The organism is Pseudoclavibacter terrae (assembly GCF_008831075.1).
In the GTDB taxonomy this organism is placed as follows: domain Bacteria; phylum Actinomycetota; class Actinomycetes; order Actinomycetales; family Microbacteriaceae; genus Pseudoclavibacter; species Pseudoclavibacter terrae.
Genome location: NZ_WBJX01000002.1, coordinates 517118 through 541567, shown reverse-complemented (window position 1 = coordinate 541567; position 24450 = coordinate 517118). Strand labels below are relative to the sequence as shown.

25 protein-coding genes are annotated in these 24450 nt (G+C 69.5%); 24 read left to right on the top strand and 1 reads right to left on the bottom strand.

Annotated elements, in window-relative coordinates; genetic code table 11:
- Positions 1-41 precede the first annotated feature (41 nt).
- Positions 42-860: a GNAT family N-acetyltransferase gene (locus tag F8O03_RS08735; protein ID WP_151423502.1), complete on the bottom strand. Its 819-nt coding sequence runs from the start codon at positions 858-860 to the stop codon at positions 42-44.
- Between the two features lie 155 nt (positions 861-1015).
- Here F8O03_RS08735 and F8O03_RS08730 point away from each other — a divergent pair, with 155 nt between their 5' ends.
- The 24 genes from F8O03_RS08730 to F8O03_RS08615 all read left to right on the top strand — a co-directional run bounded on the left by F8O03_RS08730 (position 1016) and on the right by F8O03_RS08615 (position 24421).
- Positions 1016-1885 carry a Cof-type HAD-IIB family hydrolase gene (locus tag F8O03_RS08730; RefSeq protein WP_167516525.1) on the top strand — a complete coding sequence of 290 codons (870 nt, stop codon included), beginning with the start codon at positions 1016-1018 and terminating at the stop codon, positions 1883-1885.
- Between the two features lie 22 nt (positions 1886-1907).
- On the top strand, positions 1908-2375 hold the full coding sequence (aroQ, locus tag F8O03_RS08725) for a type II 3-dehydroquinate dehydratase (protein WP_208851825.1): 468 nt from the start codon (positions 1908-1910) through the stop codon (positions 2373-2375).
- A gap of 116 nt (positions 2376-2491) precedes the next feature.
- Complete coding sequence (gene efp / locus F8O03_RS08720) at positions 2492-3055, top strand: elongation factor P (RefSeq protein ID WP_104253263.1); 564 nt, start codon at positions 2492-2494, stop codon at positions 3053-3055.
- Complete coding sequence (gene nusB / locus F8O03_RS08715; protein ID WP_151423499.1) at positions 3055-3462, top strand: transcription antitermination factor NusB; 408 nt, start codon at positions 3055-3057, stop codon at positions 3460-3462. The genes efp and nusB overlap by 1 nt, the downstream gene beginning before the upstream one ends.
- A 109-nt stretch (positions 3463-3571) precedes the next feature.
- The gene (gene pyrR / locus F8O03_RS08710) at positions 3572-4135 is read left to right on the top strand and encodes a bifunctional pyr operon transcriptional regulator/uracil phosphoribosyltransferase PyrR (RefSeq protein ID WP_104253262.1); all 564 of its coding nucleotides are present in this window, start codon (positions 3572-3574) and stop codon (positions 4133-4135) included.
- Positions 4132-5091 carry an aspartate carbamoyltransferase catalytic subunit gene (locus F8O03_RS08705; RefSeq protein WP_151423498.1) on the top strand — a complete coding sequence of 320 codons (960 nt, stop codon included), beginning with the start codon at positions 4132-4134 and terminating at the stop codon, positions 5089-5091. Before pyrR ends, F8O03_RS08705 begins: the two co-directional genes overlap by 4 nt.
- A 29-nt stretch (positions 5092-5120) precedes the next feature.
- Entirely contained in the window at positions 5121-6464 is a 1344-nt protein-coding gene (locus F8O03_RS08700; protein WP_151423497.1) for a dihydroorotase, read from the top strand.
- The gene (locus tag F8O03_RS08695; protein ID WP_151423496.1) at positions 6464-7006 is read left to right on the top strand and encodes a PH-like domain-containing protein; all 543 of its coding nucleotides are present in this window, start codon (positions 6464-6466) and stop codon (positions 7004-7006) included. Before F8O03_RS08700 ends, F8O03_RS08695 begins: the two co-directional genes overlap by 1 nt.
- Positions 7003-8175: a glutamine-hydrolyzing carbamoyl-phosphate synthase small subunit gene (gene carA, locus F8O03_RS08690; protein ID WP_151423495.1), complete on the top strand. Its 1173-nt coding sequence runs from the start codon at positions 7003-7005 to the stop codon at positions 8173-8175. Before F8O03_RS08695 ends, carA begins: the two co-directional genes overlap by 4 nt.
- 2 nt (positions 8176-8177) lie before the next feature.
- On the top strand, positions 8178-11477 hold the full coding sequence (carB, locus tag F8O03_RS08685) for a carbamoyl-phosphate synthase large subunit (RefSeq protein WP_151423494.1): 3300 nt from the start codon (positions 8178-8180) through the stop codon (positions 11475-11477).
- Positions 11478-12368 carry an orotidine-5'-phosphate decarboxylase gene (gene pyrF / locus F8O03_RS08680; RefSeq protein WP_244296091.1) on the top strand — a complete coding sequence of 297 codons (891 nt, stop codon included), beginning with the start codon at positions 11478-11480 and terminating at the stop codon, positions 12366-12368. It begins immediately after the preceding gene.
- On the top strand, positions 12365-13264 hold the full coding sequence (gene gmk / locus F8O03_RS08675; protein ID WP_151423493.1) for a guanylate kinase: 900 nt from the start codon (positions 12365-12367) through the stop codon (positions 13262-13264). Before pyrF ends, gmk begins: the two co-directional genes overlap by 4 nt.
- Positions 13261-13587 (top strand): DNA-directed RNA polymerase subunit omega, encoded by a 327-nt coding sequence (gene rpoZ, locus F8O03_RS08670; RefSeq protein WP_068484449.1) that lies wholly within the window; start codon positions 13261-13263, stop codon positions 13585-13587. Before gmk ends, rpoZ begins: the two co-directional genes overlap by 4 nt.
- A 70-nt stretch (positions 13588-13657) precedes the next feature.
- On the top strand, positions 13658-14875 hold the full coding sequence (gene coaBC, locus F8O03_RS08665) for a bifunctional phosphopantothenoylcysteine decarboxylase/phosphopantothenate--cysteine ligase CoaBC (protein ID WP_151423644.1): 1218 nt from the start codon (positions 13658-13660) through the stop codon (positions 14873-14875).
- A gap of 54 nt (positions 14876-14929) precedes the next feature.
- On the top strand, positions 14930-16123 hold the full coding sequence (metK, locus tag F8O03_RS08660; RefSeq protein WP_151423492.1) for a methionine adenosyltransferase: 1194 nt from the start codon (positions 14930-14932) through the stop codon (positions 16121-16123).
- 14 nt (positions 16124-16137) lie between these two features.
- The gene (locus F8O03_RS08655) at positions 16138-18147 is read left to right on the top strand and encodes a primosomal protein N' family DNA-binding protein (protein ID WP_151423491.1); all 2010 of its coding nucleotides are present in this window, start codon (positions 16138-16140) and stop codon (positions 18145-18147) included.
- 47 nt (positions 18148-18194) lie between these two features.
- Positions 18195-19124 (top strand): methionyl-tRNA formyltransferase, encoded by a 930-nt coding sequence (gene fmt, locus F8O03_RS08650; protein ID WP_151423490.1) that lies wholly within the window; start codon positions 18195-18197, stop codon positions 19122-19124.
- The gene (locus F8O03_RS08645) at positions 19121-20614 is read left to right on the top strand and encodes an RsmB/NOP family class I SAM-dependent RNA methyltransferase (RefSeq protein WP_151423489.1); all 1494 of its coding nucleotides are present in this window, start codon (positions 19121-19123) and stop codon (positions 20612-20614) included. The genes fmt and F8O03_RS08645 overlap by 4 nt, the downstream gene beginning before the upstream one ends.
- Before the next feature lie 9 nt (positions 20615-20623).
- A complete protein-coding gene (gene rpe / locus F8O03_RS08640) occupies positions 20624-21289 on the top strand; it encodes a ribulose-phosphate 3-epimerase (protein WP_151423488.1) in 666 nt (221 codons plus the stop codon).
- 24 nt (positions 21290-21313) lie between these two features.
- Entirely contained in the window at positions 21314-21577 is a 264-nt protein-coding gene (locus F8O03_RS08635) for a phosphoribosyl-ATP diphosphatase (protein ID WP_068484501.1), read from the top strand.
- A gap of 142 nt (positions 21578-21719) precedes the next feature.
- A complete protein-coding gene (gene hisG, locus F8O03_RS08630; protein ID WP_151423487.1) occupies positions 21720-22559 on the top strand; it encodes an ATP phosphoribosyltransferase in 840 nt (279 codons plus the stop codon).
- Between the two features lie 5 nt (positions 22560-22564).
- The gene (gene hisF, locus F8O03_RS08625; RefSeq protein WP_151423486.1) at positions 22565-23368 is read left to right on the top strand and encodes an imidazole glycerol phosphate synthase subunit HisF; all 804 of its coding nucleotides are present in this window, start codon (positions 22565-22567) and stop codon (positions 23366-23368) included.
- Positions 23365-23754 carry a phosphoribosyl-AMP cyclohydrolase gene (hisI, locus tag F8O03_RS08620; RefSeq protein ID WP_151423485.1) on the top strand — a complete coding sequence of 130 codons (390 nt, stop codon included), beginning with the start codon at positions 23365-23367 and terminating at the stop codon, positions 23752-23754. Before hisF ends, hisI begins: the two co-directional genes overlap by 4 nt.
- Positions 23741-24421 (top strand): Trp biosynthesis-associated membrane protein, encoded by a 681-nt coding sequence (locus F8O03_RS08615; protein ID WP_167516524.1) that lies wholly within the window; start codon positions 23741-23743, stop codon positions 24419-24421. Before hisI ends, F8O03_RS08615 begins: the two co-directional genes overlap by 14 nt.
- The last annotated feature ends 29 nt before the right edge of the window (positions 24422-24450 follow it).

Sequence of the window (24450 nt, the reverse complement as noted above, 5' to 3'; positions counted from 1 at the left end):
ACCCTACGTCGCCGCCCTGGGTCGCCGCTCCCGGGTGGCGCTCAGCAGCAGCTCGTCCGTTCTGGACCCTCCAGGTATCGGAACGCCCCGAGCCTGCGGTACCCCAGCCGTTCGAAGAGCCGAAGCGAGGCGTCGTTGCCGTCGACGACCATGGCCAGGCAGGACGATGCGCCGAGCGCGAGGGCTTCGTGCTGGGCACGCTCGAGAAGCAGACGGGCGTAGCCGCGTCCCCTGCTCGCCCGATCCGTGACCAGGCAGTCGACGACCCCGAGGCCGTCGACCACCGAGAGCCGCGCGGTCGCCGCGAGTGAGCGGTCGACGCTCACGCTGAGGAAGCTCGGCGTGCCCTGGCTCAGGATGCGCGGGGCGAGTCGCCGGTCGCTCGGCAGGCGGCGGCCGTTCCAGGCCAGCCAGGCGTCGAGCCAGTCTGACGGCGGCTGCGGGCCGGATACGGAGACGAACGCGGACGGATGTGCGGCGGGGAGCGGCTGACCACGACCGTCAGTGGGGCCGAGCGAACGCGCGAGGACCCCGCCAGAGAGCGAGGTCACGTAGCCGAACGCCCGCAGCGCCGCCACCTCGTCCACGTCGCTCGAGTCGGTCGTGAGGAAACGGCTGGGGAGGCCGCGCACGCGGTACGCTTCCTCGACGGCGCCGACCGACGACTGCAGGTCCTCCACCGCGCCGAGCATCCACACGCTGTTCGCGCGCCTCGTGAACCCCTCAGAGAAGCCGAGGAGCCAACCGCCGAGTCGTCGCTCGTCGAGGGCGGGCCAGCTGCCCCGCAACGCTCTGGCCGCGCGATCGAGCGATGGCGGGGAGGCCCGCTCGCTGGCCGCGGTGGCAGGGTCAGCAGGCATGCTCAGAGGCTAGGCGGTCACGGTCGGATCCGCCAGGCTCCCGTGACCGTCGGCGTGCTGGCATCGTCTAGCCTGGTGCACGGCCCAGCTGCCGCCTCATCGTCTCCACGGAGCACCGCAGGCATCGGCCGCACGCATCCAGCAGAAGGACACAGTTGACCAGGCGCATCGTCTTCCTCGACATCGACGGCACCCTCATCGACGAGCAGGAGCGCATCCAGCCGTCGACGGTCGAGGCCGTCAGCCGCGCGAGGGCCGCAGGTCACCTGGTCTTCATCTGCACGGGCCGCTCGCGCGCGGAGATCTATCCCCAGATCCTCGACATCGGCTTCGACGGCATCGTCAGCGCAGGCGGCAGCTTCGTGTGGTTCGGCGGCGAGACGCGCGTCTCGCGCACGATGTCGCTCGCCGACGTCACGTTCGCCATCGACGTCTTCACCCGGTCCGGGATCGACTTCTACGTGCAGAGCGACTCGGCGGTCATCGCGAGTCCCGGCTTCCGCGCGCACCTCCGCAGGCTGCTCGCCGTCGATCTCGCCGACTCCGACCGGGTCGAGGCCGACGGGGCCCTGCAGTTCGAGACGTTCTTCGAAGAGGGGGGCGAGCTGCTTCGCGGCGACATCGGCAAGATGTGCTTCCTGAGTGCGGAGACGCCCATCGACGAGATCCGCGAGACCTTCGCTGGACGTTTCGACGTCATCAACGCCACTGTCCCTGTTCTCGGGCCCCACAGCGGCGAGCTCCTGCAGCTCGGCGTCAACAAGGGGAGCGCCATCCTCGAGGTGTGCCATCTGATGGGGCTCGAGCGCGCGGACACGATCGGCATCGGCGACAGCATCAACGATGTCGAGATGCTCCAGCTCACGGGAGTCGGCGTCGCCATGGGCAACGCACCGGATGCCATCAAGGCCCACGCGGACCAGGTGACGACCGGCGTGGACGACAACGGGGTCTGGAACGCGTTCGTGCGCAACGAGCTCATCTCGGCGGACGAGTCGGTCGTCCCGACGGCGGCCTTCGCCTGACCCCGTCGATAGACTGACTCGCATGCGCATCCTCGTCCTCGGCGGCCCCAATCTCGATCGACTCGGCACCCGCGAGCCGGAGACGTACGGCACGCAGACGCTCGCCGACATCGTCGACCTCCTCCGCACCACCGCGGGCAGCGGCGTCGAGATCGACGCTCGCCAGTCCAACTTCGAGGGGCAGCTGGTCGAGTGGCTGCACGACGCGGCGGATGCGCGCACCCCGGTCATCCTGAACCCGGCCGCGCTCACCCACTACTCCATCGCCCTCCGAGACGCGGTCTCGATCGTCACCGAGACGGGGACCCCGGTCATCGAGGTGCACCTCTCGAATCCCCACGCGCGCGAGCCGTTCCGGCACACGAGCGTCATCTCGGCGGTCGCGACGGGCGTCATCGCCGGGCTCGGAGCCGGCTCGTACCTGGCAGCGCTCGAGGGCATCCGCGCCCTGAGCGAGCCGAACCGGCACTCCCGCGACACCCTGCACTAGACTTCTGCGGGGCCGCTGGGGCGCAAGCCTCGCGCCGACAGCTCGCGCGTACCTCACTCAGGTGCCGAAAACTGAAGAATCCCGCTCTTCCGCGGGATGGACACGGAGAAACTTCCATGGCAACTACGGCAGACATCAAGAACGGCGTCGTGCTCCTCATCGACGGCCAGCTCTGGCAGGTCATCGACTTCCAGCACGTCAAGCCGGGCAAGGGTGGCGCCTTCGTGCGCACCAAGCTCAAGCAGGTCGTCAGCGGCAAGACGGTCGACCGCACGTTCAACGCCGGCGCCAAGATCGAGACCGCGACGGTCGACCGCCGCGACTTCCAGTACCTCTACCGCGACGGCGACGGCTACGTCTTCATGGACCAGAGCGACTACGACCAGATCACGCTCGACGAGAAGATCGTCGGCGACGCCGCCAAGTACATGCTCGAACAGCAGAGCGTGCAGATCGCGTTGAACGAGGGCGAGCCCCTCTACATCGAGCTCCCGCCGTCGGTTGTCCTCGAGATCACGTACACCGAGCCGGGCCTGCAGGGTGACCGCTCCAATGCCGGCACCAAGCCAGCCACCGTCGAGACGGGTGCGGAGATCCAGGTCCCGCTGTTCCTCAACGCCGGCACCAAGGTCAAGATCGACACCCGCACGGGCGACTACCTGGGCCGCGTCAACGACTAGTGAGCGCCCGCACGAAGGCGCGCAAGCGCGCCATGGACATCCTGTTCGCCTCCGACGTCCGCGGGACCCCGATCCCCGAGCTTCTCGGCCAGGAGGCGGAGCGGGCTGCGGATGAGCCCGACCGCGCGGCGAGCTGGCGGTACGCGAGGGAGATCGTGCTCGGCGTGATCGAGCACGCAGATGAGATCGACGGCTACATCGTCGAGACCGCTCGCGACTGGACGCTGGAGCGCATGCCAGCGCTCGACCGCTCGATCCTGCGCGTCGCGATCTGGGAGCTCAAGTACAACGACGAGATCCCCGCCGCCGTGGCGATCACCGAGGCCGTGACCGCCGCCGGTGAGTACTCGACGGATGCGTCGGGCAAGTTCATCCACGGCGTGCTCGGCCGCATCAGCGAGCAGTAGCCGATGCTAGGCTGGGGGCCTGAGCCGAGACCGCCATTGGCGAGACGGCCCGGCCCCCAGTTCCAGACATCCTTTAACACCGTCCAGTGAGGCGGGGAAGGAGGTCGACGTGCCCCAGCGAACAGTGCTGAATCACGACGACGTTCAACGAGCCCTCGTGCGCATCGCGCACCAGATCCTCGAGCAGAACCGCGGGTCGAAGGACCTGCTCCTGCTCGGCATCCCGAGCCGAGGAGTTCCCCTCGCGAAGCGCCTCGCCAGCCTCATCGCTGGCTTCGAGGCCTCGAACGGGACGCACGTCGACGCCGCGGAGATCGCTGGCGCCCTCGACGTGACCATGTACCGCGACGATCTCCGTCGAGGACCGGCGCGCGTCTCGCAGCCCACGCACATCCCCGTCGGGGGCATCGACGGCAAGACTGTGGTGCTCGTCGACGACGTGCTCTTCTCCGGCCGCACGGTGCGGGCCGCGCTCGACGCGCTAAGCGACACCGGTCGCCCTCGTGCCGTGCAGCTCGCGGTGCTGGTCGACCGCGGTCACCGCGAGCTGCCCATCCGCGCCGACTACGTCGGCAAGAACCTGCCCTCCGCCCGCAGCGAGCGCATCGGCGTCGAGCTCACCGAGCTCGACGGCGGCGACCGCGTCGTCATCACGGACGGGGGGCGCGCATGAAGCACCTGCTCTCCACCAAGGGCATGACCCGCGAGGACGCGATCATGCTGCTCGACGTCGCCGAGGACATGTCGGATGTCGGCGACCGCGAGGTGAAGAAGCTGCCAGCCCTGCGTGGCATCACCGTCGTGAACCTGTTCTACGAGGATTCCACGCGCACCCGCATCTCGTTCGAAGCCGCGGAGAAGCGACTCTCCGCCGACGTCATCAACTTCGGTGCCAAGGGATCGAGCGTCTCCAAAGGCGAGTCGCTCAAGGACACGGCCCAGACGCTCAAGGCCATCGGCGCTGATGCCGTCGTCATCAGGCACCCCTCGAGCGGCGCGCCGCAGCTCCTCGCCGAGCGCGACTGGATCGACGCCCCCATCCTGAACGCCGGCGACGGCATGCACGAGCATCCCACCCAGGCGCTCCTCGACGCGTTCACGCTGCGACGACGCGTCCACGGGCGTGCCGCGGCCCGGGGCAAGGGGCTCGACGGCTGCCACATCGTCATCGTCGGCGACATCCTGCACTCGCGAGTGGCCAGGTCGAACGTGTGGCTCCTCACGACGCTCGGCGCCGAGGTCACGCTCGTCGGCCCGCCGACACTCGTCCCCGTGCGCACGGAGTCCTGGCCCGCGACGATCACGAGCGACCTCGACGCCGCGCTCGCCACGCACCCGACCGCGGTCATGCTGCTCCGCATCCAGGCGGAGCGGATGCACGACGCGTTCTTCCCGAACACGCGCGAGTACGCCAAGAACTGGGGGCTGGGCGAGACCCGGTTCCGCGGCCTCCCCGAGGCTACGATGGTCATGCATCCCGGGCCCATGAACCGCGGTCTGGAGATCTCCTCCATCGCCGCCGACTCGCCGCAGTCGACGGTCCTCGAGCAGGTCGCGAACGGCGTCGCCGTCCGCATGGCCGCGCTCTACGTGCTCTGCTCCGGCGAGCGAGACGGGAGCGGCTCGTGAACCAGGGCCAAGGAAACGAGAAAGGCACCATGACCACGCTGTATCGAGGCGCCAAGCTGCTCGGCGCCGACCCCGTCGACGTGCTCGTCGCCGGAACCACGATCGCCGAAGTCGCGCCGGCCGGATCCGTCTCCGCCGACGGCGTGGAACGCGTCATCGATGTCGAGGGCCTCGTGCTCCTGCCTGGCCTCGTCGACCTGCACACGCACCTGCGCGAGCCCGGCTTCGAGTCGAGCGAGACGGTGCTGACCGGCACCCGCGCCGCGGCGTTCGGCGGGTACACGACGGTCTTCGCCATGGCGAACACCTCGCCGGTGCAGGACACCGCAGGTGTCGTGGAAGCGGTGGCCGCGCTCGGTCGCGCCGCCGGATACGCCGATGTCCGGCCCATCGGGGCCGTGACGGTCGGACTGGAGGGCGAGCAGCTCTCCGAGATCGGCGCGATGGCGCAGTCGAACGCGGGCGTCCGCGTGTTCTCCGACGACGGCAAGTGCGTCTTCGATCCGCTCATCATGCGTCGAGCTCTCGAGTACGTAAAGGCCTTCGGCGGCGTCGTTGCCCAGCACGCCCAGGACCCTCGCCTCACGGCAGGCGCCCAGATGAATGAAGGGGCGCTCTCGGCCGAGCTCGGCCTCGGCGGGTGGCCTGCTGTGGCCGAGTCCTCGATCATCGCCCGCGATGCGCTGCTCGCCGACCACGTCTCCTCACGCCTGCACGTCTGCCACGTCTCCACCCGAGAGGGTGTGGATGTGGTGCGCTGGGCCAAGTCACGCGGCATCGACGTGACCGCTGAGGTGACACCCCACCACCTCCTCCTCACCGAGGAGCTCGTGCGCGGCTACGACGCCCGGTTCAAGGTCAACCCGCCGCTTCGGACCCAGGACGACGTGCTCGCGGTGCGAGAAGCGCTGGCCGACGGCACGATCGACATCGTCGCCACCGACCACGCGCCGCACCCCGTCGACGCCAAGGAGACCGAGTGGGACCAGGCCGCGATGGGCATGGTCGGCCTCGAGTCCGCCCTGCGCGTCGTGCAGCACACCATGGTCGACACCGGCGAGCTGAGCTGGGGTGACGTGGCGCGGATCATGTCGGAGACGCCCGCTCGCATCGGGGGCGACTCCGCATCCGGACGCCCCGTCGCGGCCGGCGAGCTCGCCAACCTCGTCTTCTACGACCCAGCCCCGACGGCCGACTTCACGACGGCAGCGCTCGGCGGGAAGAGCATCAACTCGCCATTCCTCGGCATGCCCCTGCCCGGTCGGGTCGTGCACACGGTCTATCGCGGAACCAGGACGCTCGACGACGGCGTGCTCCTCTCGGCCGAAGGTGCGGCCGCCGCCGCACGAGCGCGCGAGCAGGAACTCGCCTGATGGACGACCGCGTACTCCCCGCCGCCCTCACGATCGTCGCATTCCTCGTCATCGTCGCGCTCATGTGGCTCGGCTGGCGGCGCCGGACACGCGCCCAGGCCGGCATCGCCACGCCCCTGAGCCCCCCGCAGTCGACCGAGCAGCCGCTCGGGCACTGGCACGACGTGCACTACGTGTCCACGAGCCGCACGGGTGACACCCTCGACCGCATCGTCGTCCCGCCGCTCGGATTCCGGGGGAGGGCAGAGGTGACCGTGCTCCGGGAAGGACCCGTCGTGCGCATCGCCGGCGAACGAGCCTTCTTCATCCCCGCGGCAGACATCGAGGCCACCATCGACGGCACCGTCACGATCGACCGCGTCGTCGAGAACGGCGGACTCACGATCATCCGGTGGCTCCTGCCCGCCGACGACACGGCGAACGACCGCGTGAGCGTCGAGACCTCCCTCCGAGTTGTCGACGCGACCGCGCGAGAACAGCTCAAGACCGCGCTGCACTCGCTGCAGCGAACGCCAGCCCCCACGACCGAGGAGTCCTCATGACGCCACCAATTCCCGCCGTGCTCGTCCTGGAGGACGGGACGCGATACGAGGGCGACGCCTACGGCGCCGTCGGCGAGACGCTTGGCGAAGTCGTGTTCTCGACCGGCATGACCGGGTACCAGGAGACCCTGACGGACCCGAGCTACGCAGGTCAGATCGTCGTCCAGACCGCCCCGCACATCGGCAACACCGGGGTCAACGCCCAGGACATGGAGTCGCGGCAGATCTGGGTCGACGGCTACGTCGTCCGCGACCCCTCCCGCGTCGTCTCGAACTGGCGCTCCGAGGACACGCTCGAGAACGCCCTCACCGAGACCAGCATCGTCGGCATCGCCGGCGTCGACACCCGTGCGCTCACCCGACGCATCCGCAGCGAGGGCTCGATGCGCGGCGGCATCTTCTCCGGCGAGGCGGCCTCGGCCGACGAGACCACGCTGCTCGAGAAGGTGCGTGCGCAGCCGAGCATGGCGGGCCGCAACCTCAGCGACCGCGTCTCGACACCGGAGCCCATCATGCACCCGTCGACGGCCGACGAGCGGATCGGCTCCGTCGCCATCATCGACCTGGGCATCAAGACGGCCACCATCAAGGCGCTGGCCGAGCGCGGCTTCGACGTGCACGTGCTGCCGCACGCCACGACCATCGACCAGCTGCGCGAGCTCGCGCCGACGGCCGTCTTCTACTCCAACGGGCCGGGCGACCCTGCGTCCAGCGACGCGCACGTGGAGCTGCTGCAGAACGTCCTCCGCGACGGCACGCCGTTCTTCGGCATCTGCTTCGGCAACCAGCTGCTCGGCCGCGCCCTCGGCTTCGACACGTACAAGCTGCCCTTCGGCCACCGCGGCATCAACCAGCCGGTCGTCGACACCTTCTCTGGCCGCATCGAGATCACCGCCCAGAATCACGGCTTCGCCGTCCAGGCGCCACTCGACGGCCCCGTCGAGACGCCGGCGGGCTTCGGCCGTGCGCAGGTCAGCCACATCGGCCTCAACGACCAGGTCGTCGAAGGCCTCCGCTGCCTCGACATCCCGGCGTTCAGCGTGCAGTTCCACCCGGAGGCCGCGGCGGGCCCACACGACTCCGCCCCGCTCTTCGACCAGTTCAGGCAGATGGTGCGCGAGCACCTCGCCTCCCCATCCACCCCCACCAACGGCCAGGAGAACGCGTAAGCATGCCAAAGCGCACAGATATCTCGAGCGTCCTCGTCATCGGCTCGGGACCCATCGTCATCGGCCAGGCGGCCGAGTTCGACTACTCGGGCACGCAGGCCTGCCGCGTGCTCCGCGAGGAGGGCGTGCGCGTCATCCTCGTGAACTCGAACCCCGCGACGATCATGACCGACCCGGACTTCGCCGACGCCACGTACGTCGAGCCGATCACCCCGGACATCATCGAGTCGATCATCATCAAGGAGCGCCCTGACGCGATCCTCCCCACCCTCGGCGGGCAGACGGCGCTCAACGCCGCCATCGCGCTCCATGAGGAGGGCATCCTCGAGCGCCACGGCGTCGAGCTCATCGGCGCGAAGGTCGACGCGATCCGCCGCGGCGAGGACCGCCAGATCTTCAAGGACCTCGTGATCGAGGCCGGCGCCGAAGTCGCCCGCTCCCACATCGCGACGAGCGTCGAGCAGGCGATCGGCTTCGCCGAGGACCTCGGCTACCCACTCGTCGTCCGCCCCTCGTTCACGATGGGCGGCCTCGGCTCCGGCTTCGCCTACAACGAAGAGGACCTGATCCGCTTCGTCGCCGACGGCGTGCAGTCGAGCCCCACCGGAGAGGTGCTCCTCGAGGAGTCGATCCTCGGCTGGAAGGAGTACGAGCTCGAGCTCATGCGCGACACCGCCGACAACACGGTCGTGGTCTGCTCGATCGAGAACGTCGACCCCGTCGGCGTCCACACCGGTGACTCCATCACGGTCGCCCCCGCGCTCACGCTGACCGACCGCGAGTACCAGCGCCTCCGCGACATCGGCATCGCGATCATCCGCCTCGTGGGCGTCGACACCGGTGGATGCAACATCCAGTTCGCCATCGACCCCTCGAACGGTCGCATCATCGTCATCGAGATGAACCCTCGCGTGTCCCGCTCGTCGGCGCTGGCATCCAAGGCGACAGGCTTCCCGATCGCGAAGATCGCGGCGAAGCTCGCCATCGGCTACCGCCTCGACGAGATCCCCAACGACATCACGAAGGTGACGCCCGCGAGCTTCGAGCCGACGCTCGACTACGTCGTCGTCAAGGTGCCCCGCTTCAACTTCGAGAAGTTCCCGGCCGCCGACACGACGCTGACGACCACCATGAAGTCGGTCGGCGAGGCCATGGCGATCGGCCGCAACTTCTCGACCGCGCTGCAGAAGGCGCTGCGCTCGCTCGAGAAGCGGGGATCGTCGTTCACGTGGGCCGCAGACGAGGTCTCCGTCGAGGAGCTCCTCGAGACGATCAAGATCCCGACCGACGGGCGCATCGTCAACGTGCAGCGCGCGCTCTGGAAGGGTGCGACGCCGGAGCAGATCTTCGAGTCGACCGCCATCGACCCCTGGTTCATCGACCAGATCGTGCTCATCAACGAGGTCGCGGCCGAGATCAGCTCAGCAGACGTCGTCGACGCCCGCCTGCTCCGGCACGCGAAGCGCCACGGCTTCTCCGATGCCCAGATCGCGGAGCTCCGCGGGAGCCGCGAGGACGAGATCCGCGCGATCCGCCACAACTTCGGAGTCCGCCCGGTCTTCAAGACCGTCGACACGTGCGCCGGCGAGTTCCCCGCCTTCACGCCGTACCACTACTCGAGCTACGACCAGGAGTCCGAGGTCACGCCGAGCGACCGCCGCAAGGTGATCATCCTCGGCTCGGGCCCGAACCGCATCGGCCAGGGCATCGAGTTCGACTACTCGTGCGTGCACGCGTCGTTCGCGCTCTCGGACGCTGGCTTCGAGACCATCATGATCAACTGCAACCCGGAGACGGTCTCCACGGACTACGACACGAGCGACCGCCTCTACTTCGAGCCGCTCACGCTCGAGGACGTCCTCGAGATCGTCGAGGTCGAGCGCGGTGCAGGCGAGCTGCTCGGCGTCGTCGTCCAGCTCGGCGGCCAGACAGCGCTGGGACTCGCGAAGGGGCTCGAGGCAGCCGGCGTCCCGATCCTCGGCACGAGCCCGGCAGCGATCGACCTCGCCGAGGAGCGCGGACTCTTCTCCGGCGTCCTCGACCGCGCCGGCCTGATCTCGCCGGAGAACGGCACCGCAACCGACCTCGACGGCGCCCTCGATGTCGCAACGGGCATCGGCTACCCCGTGCTCGTGCGCCCCAGCTTCGTGCTCGGCGGACGCGGTATGGAGATCGTCTACGACGCAGAGCAGATGCAGGACTACTTCTCGCGCATCGAGGGCCAGGCGATCGTCGGGCCCGCACATCCGCTGCTGGTCGATCGATTCCTCGACGAGGCAACGGAGATCGACGTCGACGCCCTGTTCGACGGCGACGAGCTCTACATCGGCGGCATCATGGAGCACATCGAGGAAGCCGGCATCCACTCCGGCGACTCGGCGTGCACGCTGCCTCCCGTCACCCTCTCGAGCGCTGTCCTCGACAACGTCCGCGACGCGACCCTCGCCATCGCCCAGGGCGTCGGCGTCCGTGGCCTGCTCAACGTGCAGTTCGCGCTGTCTGGCGGGAAGCTGTACGTGCTCGAGGCCAACCCGCGCGCCTCCCGCACGGTGCCCTTCGTCTCGAAGGCCCTCGGAACGCAGCTCGCGAAGGCTGCCGCCCGTGTCATGACGGGTGTCTCGATCGCCGAGCTGAAGACCGAGGGACTCCTCCGCGACCAGGACGGCACGCACCAGCCGGCTTCGAGCCCCGTCGCCGTGAAGGAAGCGGTGCTTCCCTTCAAGCGCTTCCGCACGAAGGACGGACGCATCGTCGACTCGCTGCTCTCGCCGGAGATGCGCTCCACCGGCGAGGTCATGGGCATCGACACCGACTTCCCGACCGCATTCGCCAAGAGCCAGCTCGCGGCCTACGGCGGCCTGCCGAAGTCGGGCACCGTGTTCGTCTCGGTCTCCGACCGCGACAAGCGCGCGATCGTCCTTCCCGTCGCCAAGTTCGTCGAGCTCGGGTTCTCGATCGCGGCCACCGAGGGCACAGCAGCCGTCCTCGCGCGCCACGGCATCACCGCCAAGGTCGTCGGGAAGTTCACGCCGGATTCGCCCGACGGCACCACACCCGGCCAGGACCGCAATATCGTGGACATGATCCACGGGGGAGAGGTCGACATGGTCATCAACACCCCATCCGGCCGCGCGTCACGGGCCGACGGCTACGAGATCCGCACGGCGGCAGTCTCGGCTGACCTGCCCATCTTCACGACGATCTCGGAGCTGTCCGCAGCTGTCGGTTCCCTCTCCGCGCTGCGAAGCGGATTCACGGTGACGAGCCTGCAGGAGTACAACACCCAGAGGGGGGACAGCTAGTTGACTGAGGCGTTCGCGACGCGTGCTGGAGTGGGCGGGTTCGGAACCCGACTCCAGCACGCCGTGGAGAACCGGGGCAGGCTGTGCATCGGCATCGATCCGCACGAGTTCCTGCTCGACGCGTGGGGACTGCCGAACACCGCGGCGGGTGCCAGGGAGTTCGGGCTCCGCGTCGTCGAGGCAGCTGGGGAGCGCGTCGGCGTCGTCAAGCCGCAGATCGCCTTCTACGAGCGCTTCGGCTCCAGCGGATTCGCGGCGCTCGAGTCTGTGCTCGGCGCCGCACGGGAGGCGGGCCTGCTCGTGATCGCGGACGTCAAGCGCGGTGACGTGGGCACGACCCTCGAGGCCTACGCCAAGGCGTGGCTCGAGGAGGGCTCACCGCTCGAAGCGGACGCGATGACCGTGAACCCCTATCAGGGCTTCGACTCGCTCGCCTCGGCGCTCGAGCTCGCCGACCGCCTCGGCAAGGGCCTCTTCGTGCTCGCGGCCACCTCGAACCCGGAATCCACCTCGATCCAGACGGCCAGACGGGACCGCGGCTCCCAGCTGGGCGAGACCGTCGCCGGCGGCATCGCGAAGCGCGCGGCCGCCTGGAATGCCGACCACGCGGATGGCGCGCTCGGCTCGGTCGGCGTCGTCCTCGGCGGCACGGTCGACTTCGACCTCCTCGGCGTCGACCTCACGGGACTCGGCGCCGCACCCCGGACCCCGATCCTCGCCCCAGGCTTCGGCCACCAGGGAGCCGAGTTCGCGCGCATCAGGGAGATGTTCGGCGCGGCAGCGGAGTCCGTCATCGTCAACGTGTCACGCAGCGTCCTGGCCGCCGGGCAGGACGGCATCGCCGACGCCATCGACCAGCAAGCCGCGGAGCTGGAGGACGCTCTCTCATGACCCAGGTCCCACCTCCCGTCGATCGCGTCGCCGCATCACGCGCGGCTGTCCTCGCGCGCCAGGCTCGCGCCGAGGTCAAACGCGCCCTGGCGAACGGAACCCGCTCGCCGATCTCCGTGCTCGACGCGAGCCAGTCCGCCGAGCACGCCGCCGAGCACTCCCTCCGCGTGACGCAGTTCCTGCTCAGCATCCCGCACATCGGCGCCACGAAGCAGGCGCGCATCCTCGAAGAGCTCGCGATCTCACCCTCCAAGCGCCTCGGCGGCCTCGGCCGCAATCAGCGCATCCGCCTCCGCTCGTTCCTGGAGGAGCGGCTCGGCGCCCAGACCGGCGAGAGCCGTCTCGTCGTGCTGGCCGGCCCCACAGCCGTCGGCAAGGGCACCGTCGCGAACTACATCCGAGAGCACTACCCGGAAGTCGAGCTCTCGGTCTCCGCCACGACTCGTGCCCCACGTCCCGGTGAAGTCGACGGCATCAACTACCACTTCACCGACGACGATGGCTTCGACCGGCTGGTCGCCGACGAGCAGCTCCTCGAGTACGCCACCGTGCACAACGCCTTCAGATACGGCACTCCGCGCGGACCCATCGACGACGCCATCTCCTCCGGACGCTCGGTCCTCCTCGAAATCGACATTCAAGGCGCCAGACAGGTCCGATCACGCATGCCAGAGGCTAGACTGGTATTTTTGTTGCCTCCGAGCTGGGACGAGCTCGTGCGGCGCCTCGTCGGGCGTGGCACGGAATCGGCCGAAGAACAGGCTCGGCGCCTCGAAACCGCGAAGGTCGAACTCGCCGCCCAGGACGAGTTCGATGCACTGGTCGTCAACGACTCCGTGCCTGAGGCTGCGGCACGCGTAGTCGAACATCTGGGACTGAACAAGGAGCACGCATGATTGAGAAGCCAAAGGGCATCATCGACCCGCCCATGGACGAGCTGCTGCAGCGAGTCGACAACAAGTACCAGCTGGTCATCTTCGCATCGCGTCGCGCGCGTCAGATCAACGACTACTACTCCGATCTGCACGACGGAGCGATCTACCAGAATGTCGGCCCGCTGATCGACTCCTCGATCGACGACAAGCCCCTGTCGATCGCTCTGCACGAGATCAACGAGCAGAAGATCGTCATGGTCGAGGCACGCCCGCTCGAGACCCCTGACGACGTCATCGTGTTCGATGACGAGATCAACTTCGAAGACGACGCCCCTCAGGCATAGCACGACCGTGAGCGAGACCGCCGGCGCGCATCCGGCTGACCACGAGACCGACGCGTCCGACGGCCAGCCGATGCGCGTCGTCGTCGGTGTCACCGGGGGCATCGCCGCGTACAAGGCCGTTCAGGTCATCCGCGACCTCGTCCTCCTCGGTCACCACGTCGACGTCGTCCCCACGGAGTCCGCGCTGCGGTTCGTGGGGCGTCCGACCTTCGAAGCCATCTCTCGCAATCCCGTGCTGACGGACGTCTTCGACGACGTGGCCGAGGTGCGGCACGTCGCGCTGGGTCAGCAGGCCGACGTCATCGCGGTGGTCCCGGCCACCGCGAACTCCATGGCGAAGATCGCCGCGGGGCTCTCCGACGACCTCCTCGGCACGACCATCCTCGCGTCGACGGCTCCGCTCATCGTCGCCCCGGCCATGCACACCGAGATGTGGCTCAACCAGGCGACGCAGGCCAACGCCGCGCGGCTGGATGCACGCGGCGTTGTCCTCGTGGGACCTGCGGAGGGGCAGCTGACGGGCAGCGACTCGGGCCCCGGACGCCTCGCCGAGCCCAGCGAGATCGTCGCGACGATCCTGAGCGCCGGTCGCGGCGAGCGACGCCGCCGCAGGGACGCCGAACTCGCCAGCGATCTACGAGGCAGGCGGGTCCTCATCACCGCCGGAGGCACGCGCGAGCCACTGGACCCTGTCCGGTTCATCGGCAACCGATCGAGCGGGCGGCAGGGCTTCGCGCTCGCCGAGCGCGCGCTTGCCCGTGGCGCGGAGGTCACGCTCGTTGCGGCCAACGCCGAGGTCCGTCCGCCAGAGGGCGTCAAGCTCGTGACGGTCTCGAGCGCCCAGCAGCTCGCGCAGGCCTGCGCCGAGATCGCCCCGCGACACGACGTCATCATCATGGCCGCCGCAGTTGCCGACTACCGTCCGGTCACCGTGGCGGAGGGCAAGATCAAGAAAGAGCAGGCTGGCGAGGAGCTGACGCTCACGTTCACCCGCAATCCCGACATCCTGCAGGATCTCTCAGCTGCCCGCGGCAGCGAGCAGGTCATCATCGGCTTCGCCGCGGAGACCGAGACCGACGACTCCGCACTGCTCGAGCTCGGTCGCGCGAAGATCGCTCGCAAGGGGTGCGACTACCTCGTCGTGAACCGGGTCGGCTGGAACCTCGGGTTCCAGTCGGACGAGAACTCGATCTTCGTGCTCTCAGCGTCCGGCGACGTTGTCTCGCGTCACACTGGCGACAAAGTGTCGGTGGCCGATGTCATCCTGGATCTGCTCGTCAACGTCTAGCCGTACCGGCCGGTCCAAACCGTCCAGCCGCAACTTCACCGCAAGGGGTTCTTCTTGTCTACGCTTCGCCTGTTCACCTCGGAGTCGGTCACCGAGGGCCACCCTGACAAGATCTGCGACCAGATCTCCGACCGCATCCTCGACGACCTCCTCGCGCAGGACCCGGCCTCTCGGGTCGCGGTGGAGACGCTCGTCACGACCGGCCAGGTGCACGTGGCGGGGGAGGTCACGACCAACGCGTACTCCGATATCGCGGGCATCGTCAGGCGCACGATCAGCGAAATCGGCTACACGTCAAGCGACGTCGGCTTCGACGGCTCCTCGTGCGGCGTCTCGATCTCCGTCGGCGAGCAGTCGCCGGAGATCGGCGAGGGCGTCACGACCTCGCTGGAGCACCGCTCTGAGAGCTCTGAGGACGCGATCGCCAAGCAGGGCGCCGGCGACCAGGGCATCATGTTCGGCTACGCGACCCGGGAGACGGACGCGCTCATGCCGCTTCCCATCCACCTCGCGCATCAGCTCGCCCAGCAGCTCGCCGCGGTTCGGAAGTCCGGCGAGGTCGCCTATCTGCGGCCAGACGGCAAGACCCAGGTCACGGTCGGCTACGAGGGGAGCGTGCCGCGTTCCATCGAGACCGTCGTCCTCTCGACTCAGCACGACCCGGGCCTCGAGCAGGCACAGATCCGGGAGGACGTCATCGCGCACGTCGTTCGGCCCGTTCTGGAGCGGAACGGCTTCGCCGGGTCCGAGCCCACCTTCCTCGTGAACCCGTCGGGCAGCTTCATCGACGGAGGCCCCCGCGCCGACGCAGGTCTCACGGGGCGCAAGATCATCGTCGACACCTACGGCGGCATGGCCAGACACGGCGGTGGGGCGTTCAGCGGCAAGGACCCGTCGAAGGTCGACCGCTCTGCCGCCTACGCCATGCGGTGGGTCGCGAAGAACGCTGTCGCGGCCGGGCTCGCGGATCGACTCGAGGTTCAGATCGCCTACGCGATCGGCAAGGCTGAGCCCGTCGGGCTGTACGTCGAGACGTTCGGCACCGGCGCCGTCGGCGACGACAAGATCATCGCGGCGATCCTGGACACCTTCGACCTCCGCCCCGGTGCGCTCGTCGAGGACCTCGATCTCCGTCGCCCCATCTACGCACAGACCTCGGCGTACGGACACTTCGGACGCGAGCTGGCCGACTTCACGTGGGAGCGCACCGACCGGGCCGAGGAGCTCCGCCAAGCGGCAGGCCTCTGATCAGCCAGCTCACCATGAACGACGACCTCCCGCGGGTCGCGCGAGTCGTCGTCGCCTCGCCTCTCCCGCAGCTCGACAGGGAACTCGAGTACGAGATCCCCGTCGAGCTGCGCGAGCGGATCGGCGTCGGGATGCGCGTCGCGGTGCCCCTCCGCACCTCGAACCGCCAGCTGCAGGGCTTCGTGGTCGCCCTCGAGCAGGCGGCCGAGTACGGGGGGAAGCTCGCCTCGATCACCGAGCTCGTCTCGACCGCACGCGTGCTCACTCCCGAGATCGCTGGGCTCGCACGAGCGGTTGCGGACCGGCAGGCGGGATGCGCGGCCGATGTCCTGCGTCTGGCGATCCCGGCCAGGTCCGTGCGCGTCGAGCAGCGGTGGCTGGAGGTGCAGGCGACTGGCGACGACGCCGGGAACCAATCCGCCCCTGCAGTCGCCTCTGTGCTCGACGACCCGGAGGCGACGCTCGTGCCCATGTACGGCCCGGACGCGGCGGCCCTCCTCGCGAGGGGTTCGGCAGCGAGGCTCGCGATCGATGCCCCCGTCGGCGTCGACGCTGGCGTGCCCCGCTCGCTCCTCGCTCTCTCGGCCGCGGCCGCCGCGAGGGTCCGGGCGGGGGAGTCCGTCATCCTCGCCGTCCCGGACTACCGAGACGTCGAGCTCGCGCTGAAGGCCCTCGGGCGGTTCCTCGAGACGCCCCGCATCCGCCGCCTCGACACGCGGGCCAAGCCCGCCGAGCGGTACGCCGCCTTCCTCTCCTGCCTCGACGACACCCCAGGCGTCGTCGTCGGGACGCGAAGCGTCATCTACGCCCCCGCGTCGCATCTCGGCGCAGTGCTCGTGTGGGACGACGGCGACGAGAGCTTCACCGAGCAGCTCGCCCCGTACGCGAGCACGCGGGATGTGGCCCTGCTGCGCGCAGAACGGGAGTCGCTCACGCTCGTGTTCGCCGCGCACACACCGAGCCTGGAGGTCGCGCGTCTCGTCGGCATGCACTGGCTCACGCCCGTGCCGCTGGTTCGCCCTGAAGCCCCGAAGATCATCTCGGGGAGTCAGGCGCTCGCCGAGGAGACCCCAGCCGCGCACGCCCGCATCCCAGCCCTCGCCTGGCAGGAGGCAAGACGCGCCCTCGAGCACGGGCCCGTACTGCTCCAGGTCGTCAGGGCCGGCTACATCCCGAGCCTCAGCTGTGCCAGGTGCCGCACGCCAGCTCGTTGCAGCGTCTGCGGCGGGGCACTCGAGTTCGCGCGCCCGTCCGCGCCACCGTCGTGCCGGGTGTGCGACGCCCTCCACCCCGAGTGGCAGTGCCCTGAGTGCGGCGACAAGCGCCTTCGCAACACCTCACTCGGAGCCGAGCGGACCGCGGAGGAGCTCGGTCGTGCGTTCCCAGGCACCCGCGTGGTCGTGGCGGACGGCGCTTCGGAAACGGTGTCCATCGACGACCGCCCGTGCCTCGTCGTGGCAACACGGGGAGCCGAGCCCGTGCCCACCTCCGGGTACGCCGGGATCGTGCTGCTCGACACGGAGCGCTCCCTCGCGCAGGAGCGACTCGACGCGGGCGTGGATGCACTCCGCGGCTGGTCGAACGCCGCCGCGCTGGCGCACCCGAGCGCCAAGGTGGTCATCGTCGGAGGCGAGACGCCGGCGGCGCACGCCCTCCGCACCTGGCAGCAGCCCGAGTACGCGACTCGTGAGCTCTCCGAGCGCCGCGAGCTCCACTTCCCGCCCGCTGTGCGCGTCGTCGCGCTGACGGGAACTGACGAGGAGGTCCGTCGGGCGCTCTCGACCATCGAGGCGGTGCCGGAGCTCCAGCCGGGCGCCGCGCTGCAGGTCCTCGGGCCGACGCCGCAGGAGGCCGGGAGCAGGGTCGTGATCAAGTTCGGCTACGCGCTGGGCACGCCGCTCGCGAGGGCGCTCAAGAGCGAGCTCGTGCGTTCCGCCACCAGCAGGCGCCCGCGGGTCGCCGGCCGAGGCGGCGGCCACGCCTCGACCCTGCGCGTACGATTTGACCCGCCGGGGATCTTCTGACCCTCGTCCCAGCTCCACGTTCCACCCAACCTCGAGAGGCACCAGCTATGCGGCTCGTCTTCGCCGGCACACCCATCACCGCCGTCCCCAGCCTCGATGCGCTGGTCGACGACGGCCACGAGATCGTGGCTGTGCTGACGCGCGACGACGCCAAGGTCGGCCGGTCCAGGGCGCTGACGCCGTCCCCGGTGGCTGCCCGCGCCCATGAGCTCGGGCTGCACGTCATCAAGAGCAACCGGATGACGCCTGAGGTGACGGCAGAGCTCACGGCGCTCGGTGCCGAGCTCGGGGTCATCGTGGCCTACGGCGCCCTCATCGACGCCGCGACCCTGACGGCGCCGTCGCTCGGCTGGGTCAACCTGCATTTCTCGCTCCTCCCAGACCTCCGTGGCGCCGCCCCGGCCCAGCGCGCCGTGATGCGAGGCGACACCACCACCGGCATGACCATCTTCCAGCTCACCGCCGGACTCGACGAGGGGCCCGTCTTCGCTGTGCAGCGGTCCCCGATCGCTGAGGACGAGACCGCTGGCGAGCTCCTCGAGCGTCTCGCGGGGGAGGGCGCGGAGTTCCTCGCCGAGACCGTCCGCGCCATCGGCTCCGGAACGCTGAGCGCCGAGCCGCAGACTGGCGAGGCGACCTTCGCGCCGAAGCTCGGCAAGCACGACTCGGCCATCGACTGGGCGGCTCCCCTCGACGTCGTCGACGCCCACATTCGCGGAGTCACCCCAGAGCCAGGGGCGGTGGCCCAGGTCGACGGACAACCGCTGCGCATCCTGCGCGTCGCGCGCCCGGGTGGGAAGACCGACGCACCCGCCCTCAGCCCCGGCCAGCTCTGTGCGGTCGGCAGGGAGGTGTTCGTGGGCACGGGAACCAGCCCGCTCCAGCTGCTCTCCGTGCAACCGGCAGGAAAGAAGCCCATGCCTGCCAGAGACTGGCTTCGCGGTCGCCGCGACGCAGCGACGCTGGTGCTCGCATGAGCCCCGCAGGAGCGGGCGGCCGCGGTGGCAGCCCCTACCAGGGACGGCGACGACCGGATCAGCCCCCGGCCGGGCGCGGAGTGACGCGCTCACGCCAGGTGGCCTTCGAGGTGCTGAGGGCGGTCGACGAGGACGACGCCTACGCGAACCTGCTGCTTCCGCATCGCATCTCGGCGGCACGGCTCTCGCCGTCCGACGCGGGGCTCGCCACCGAGCTGACCTACGGCACGCTCCGACGCCGCGGCACCTACGACGCCATCATCGCAGAGGCGTCGGGTCGCGACATCCGCGACATCGACCCACCCCTCCTCGACGTGCTGCGCCTCGGAGCCCACCAGCTGCTCAGCATGCGCACACCGAGCCACGCGGCGGTCAACGAATCCGTCGAGCAGGCGGCACGCATCGCGTCCCGCGGCGCCTCAGGCTTCGTGAACGCGATCCTGCGCAAGATCTCCCGCACGGAGCTCGCCGACTGGCTCGACCAGGTCTCCGAGGGCCTGACCGACGAGCGGGCCCTCGCCGTCCGACACTCCCACCCGGACTGGATCGTGCGCGCGCTCCGCGACGCCCTCACCGCGGAGCATCGCGGCGACGAACTCCCGGCGAGCCTCGCCGCCAACAACGAGTCGCCTGCGGTCAGCATCGTGTCCCTGCCCGGGTTCGACACGCCGGATGAACTCGTCGCGTCCAATCCCGACCTCCTGGTCTCGGGTCGCATCTCACCGCGCGGCCTGACCCTCGCGTCGGGCGACCCCTCATGGGTGCCGCAGGTCAAGGCCGGGCGCGCCCGCGTGCAGGACGAGGGCTCGCAGCTCGTCACGCTCGCGCTGCTCGAGGCCGAACCCGTGCGGCCAGGAGAGCTGTGGCTCGACATGTGCGCGGGACCCGGCGGCAAGGCCGCCCTGCTCGCCGCCAGCGCCACCGAGCTGCAGGCGAAGCTGACAGCCAACGAGCTCGTGCCGGCGCGCGCCGGACTCGTGCGCGCCGCCCTCGCACCGCTCGCGGCCCCCGTCACCGTCACGAACGAGGACGGCCGCTCATTCGCCGACTCGCACCCGGGCACGTTCGACCGTGTCCTGCTCGACGCGCCCTGCACGGGCCTCGGCGCGCTGCGTCGCCGACCGGAGGCGCGATGGCGCAAGCAGAGCAGCGACGTGGCCGAGCTCGTCCAGCTGCAGGAGGAGCTCCTCGAGGCGGCACTCGCCGCCGTCAAGCCGGGCGGGATCGTGGCCTACGTCACCTGTTCGCCGCACCAGGCGGAGACGACAGCCGTCGTCCGCCGGGCAGTTCGGATCTCGGGCGCGGAGGTGCTGGACGCGGCCGCCATCGCGACTCGCGCGTCGAGCACTCCCGACCTCGATCTCGGCGCCCGCCCACTCGGCGACGGCACGCTCGTGCAGCTGTGGCCGCACCGCCACGGCACCGACGCGATGTTCCTCGCGCTGCTGCGTCGGGCGCCTGCCGCGAACCCCGAGAAGCAGACCCCGTAGGATCGGCCCGTGAACGCGCGCATCAACCCCAGCATCCTGGCCGCCGACTTCGCGAACTTCGAGCGTGATCTCAACCGGATCTCCACCGCCGACGCGGCGCACGTCGATGTCATGGACAACCACTTCGTCCCGAACCTCACGTTCGGGCAGCCGATGGTCGAGCGCCTGCAGGAGATCACACCGGTCCCGCTCGATCTGCACCTCATGATCGAGGACCCCGACCACTGGGCACCGCAGTTCGCCGAGATGGGGGTCTTCTCGGTGACGTTCCACGCGGAGGCCGCGACGAGCCCGGTGACGCTCGCGAGGAAGCTCAGGGAGCGAGGGGCGCGCGCTGGGATCGCCATCAACCCGGCAACCCCGTTGAGCGCCGTCGAGGAGATCCTTCCCCATTTCGACCAGCTGCTCATCATGACCGTCGAACCAGGCTTCGGCGGGCAGTCCTTCATGGCGGACATGATGCCCAAGCTCGCGAAGGCCGACGCGCTCCGGCGCTCACACGGCCTCGAGACCTGGCTGCAGGTCGACGGCGGGATCTCCCTCGACACCATCGAGCTCGCAGCGGCGAACGGGGCAGACACGTTCGTCGCAGGATCGGCGGTCTTCCGAGGCGACCCCGGCGAGCAGATCGCCGCGCTCCGCGCCGCGGCGACGGCGGCTCCGCACGCGCACTGACCGGCAAGCGACTACGCTGTGCCTGTGAAATCCTTCGACACGCTGTTCGCAGAACTCTCCGAGAAAATCAGCTCCCGCCCCGAGGGTTCCGGGACGGTCCGAGAGTTCGACGCCGGCGTTCATACGATCGGGAAGAAGATCGTGGAGGAGGCCGCCGAGGTCTGGATGGCCGCGGAGTACGAGAGCGACGAGGAGACAGCCGAGGAGATCTCGCAGCTGCTCTACCATCTGCAGGTCCTCATGCTGGCCAAGGGCCTCACGCTCGACGACGTCTACAGCAAGCTCTAGGCAGCAGGACCCGGCCAGCACTCCAACCCGCGTGCACGAGCCAGCGCAGCACGCGCGCGGCCGAGACGGCGCCCCAGGTGCACACCCGGCGCCGCGAATCCACCCCCGACGCACACTTCCCAGAACCAAGGACGTTCCCACAATGCTTCGCATCGCCGTGCCAAACAAGGGCATGCTCGCCGAGACGGCCAATGAAATGCTCCAGGAGGCCGGATACCGCGGCCGCGGTGACAGCCGAGAGCTCGTCGCCATCGACCCCATCAACGACGTCGAGTTCTTCTACCTGCGCCCGCGCGACATCGCGACGTACGTGGGGTCCGGTGTCCTCGATGCCGGCATCACCGGCCGCGACTTCCTGCTGAACACCGAGTCGGCCGCCAAGGAGGTCCGGGCGCTCGACTTCGGCGACTCGACCTTCCGCTTCGCGGGGCCCGCGGGGGAGTTCACGGACGTGAACCAGCTGCAGGGCAAGCGCGTCGCCACGAGCTACACGGGTCTTCTCGGCTCCTGGTTCGCTCGGGCCGGCATCGAAGCCGAGCTCGTGCCGTTGGAGGGCGCCGTGGAGTCGGCCATCCGCCTGGGCGTCGCCGATGCCGTGGCCGACGTCGTGTCGACCGGTGGGACGCTGCGCAAGGCCGGCCTCGAGGTCTTCGGCCCCGTGATCCTCGAGTCGACCGCAGTGCTCATCTCGACGCCCGAGAAGGAGCACGCGGCGAGGCGCGTCCTGGGCCGCCTGGACGGCGTGCTCGTCGCCCGCCGCTACGCGATCATGGACTACGACATCGAGTCCTCGAAGCTCGACGCGGCCCTTGCCATCACGCCCGGCTTCCAGTCGCCGACGATCTCACCCCTGCGCGACTCCGACTGGGTGGCCGTGCGCTCGATGGTGCCGCAGAACGAGCTCAACCAGGTCATGGACCGGCTTCAGGACGCCGGCGCCAAGGCCATCATCGTGACGGCCCTGCAAGCCGTCCGGATGTGATCTCGATGACCGCCTCATCCTCCCCGCGGACGTCGCCCGGCCTGGCGACGCGTGTCATCCCGTGTCTGGACGTCGCAGCGGGGCGCGTGGTGAAAGGGGTGAACTTCCTCGACCTCCAGGACGCCGGTGATCCGGTCGAGCTCGCGGCCCGCTACGCAGAACAGGGCGCGGATGAGCTCACGTTCCTCGACGTCACGGCGTCGACGGAGGGGCGGGGCACAACCTACGACCTCGTCACCCGTACCGCTGAGCAGGTCTTCATCCCCCTCACCGTCGGGGGTGGTGTGCGCAGCGTCGAGGATGTGCGCGTCCTGCTGGCGTGCGGCGCTGACAAGGTGGGTGTCAACTCGGCAGCCATCGCCCGCCCCGCGCTCCTCGACGAGATCTCGTCGACCTTCGGCAACCAGGTGCTCGTGCTGTCGCTTGACGTGAAACGCTCCGCGTCGACCGCGTCCGGATTCGTCGTGACGTCGCACGGAGGCCGCACGGACACAGGTATCGACGCGCTGTCCTGGGCCAGCGAGGCCATCGAACGCGGCGCGGGTGAGCTCCTCGTCAACTCGATGGACGCCGACGGCACCAAGGCCGGTTTCGATCTGGAGCTCACCAGGCTCGTCCGTGAGCTCTCTTCCGTCCCGGTCATCGCCTCAGGCGGTGCCGGTGCGCTCGAGCATTTCGCGCCCGCCGTAGAGGCGGGCGCCGACGCGGTTCTCGCGGCGAGCGTCTTCCACCACAGGCAGTTCACGATCGACGAGGTCAAGGACTCCCTCGCCGAGGCCGGGGTCACCGTGAGGAGGAGCGTCCGTTGAACGCCGCCACCTTCCCAGTGCCGTCCGAGCAGCTTGACCAGATCGTGGCCAGGACCGCCTTCGATGACCGCGGTCTCGTCCCCGTCATCGTCACGCAGCACGACACCCGCGAGGTGCTCATGCTCGCCTACATGAACGAGGAGTCGCTCCGCATGACGCTCACGGAGGGCCGGGTCGTGTACTGGTCCCGTTCGCGCTCCGAGCTGTGGCGCAAGGGCGACACCTCCGGCAACACGCAGCGGCTCGTGAGCTTCGCACTCGATTGCGATGCCGACACGATCCTCATCCGCGTCGACCAGCACGGTCCCGCCTGCCACACCGGCACGCGGACGTGCTTCGACGGCGACCAGCTGGCCCTGGACTTCGAAGCTCATGAGCACGCCTGACGCGGCTGGAAAGCGGAACAAGCGCACAGCGCTGATGACGATCGTCGTCGGCGCGGGGCTGGCGATCCTCGCATGGTCGCAGGTGTGGTTCTCCTTCGACCTCGCCCTCGGCCCGGAGAGCTACAGCGGTGAGGTCCGCGGAGACGTCGCAGCTCCCGCCGTGATGGCACTCGCGCTCGCCGCACTCGCGGTCCTCGCCGCGCTGGCGCTGGCCGGCGTCGTCTTCCGCTACGTTCTCGGCGGCTTGCTGACCCTCGTCGGCGCCGTCCTCGTGCTGCAGTCGTTCGTCGCGGTCGGGAACCCGGCCCCGGCGATCGCGCCGGAGGTGACGGCGGCGTCCGGTCTGGCGGGCGAGCAGACGATCGCGGATGCTGTCGCGGCCGGCACGGTGACGGTCACGTTCTGGCCATGGCTCGCGGTTGTCGCGGGAGCGATCCTCATGCTCGCGGGCCTGTTCGCCATCACCACGGCTCGCAGATGGCCGACCGGAGGACGCCGCTTCACGACGACGTCGCTTGAGCCGGTGGATGCGGCTGCAGGCGACGACGAGCCAGACGCGGCGCCGCCTGCCGCGCCGACCGACAGCGACCGGCGGGTCGAGCAGTGGGATGCGCTCAGCCACGGGGACGACCCCACCGACACCGGCGGCACACGAGCATCCAGCTAGACTTATGCAAGCGCACGTGACAAGGAGCA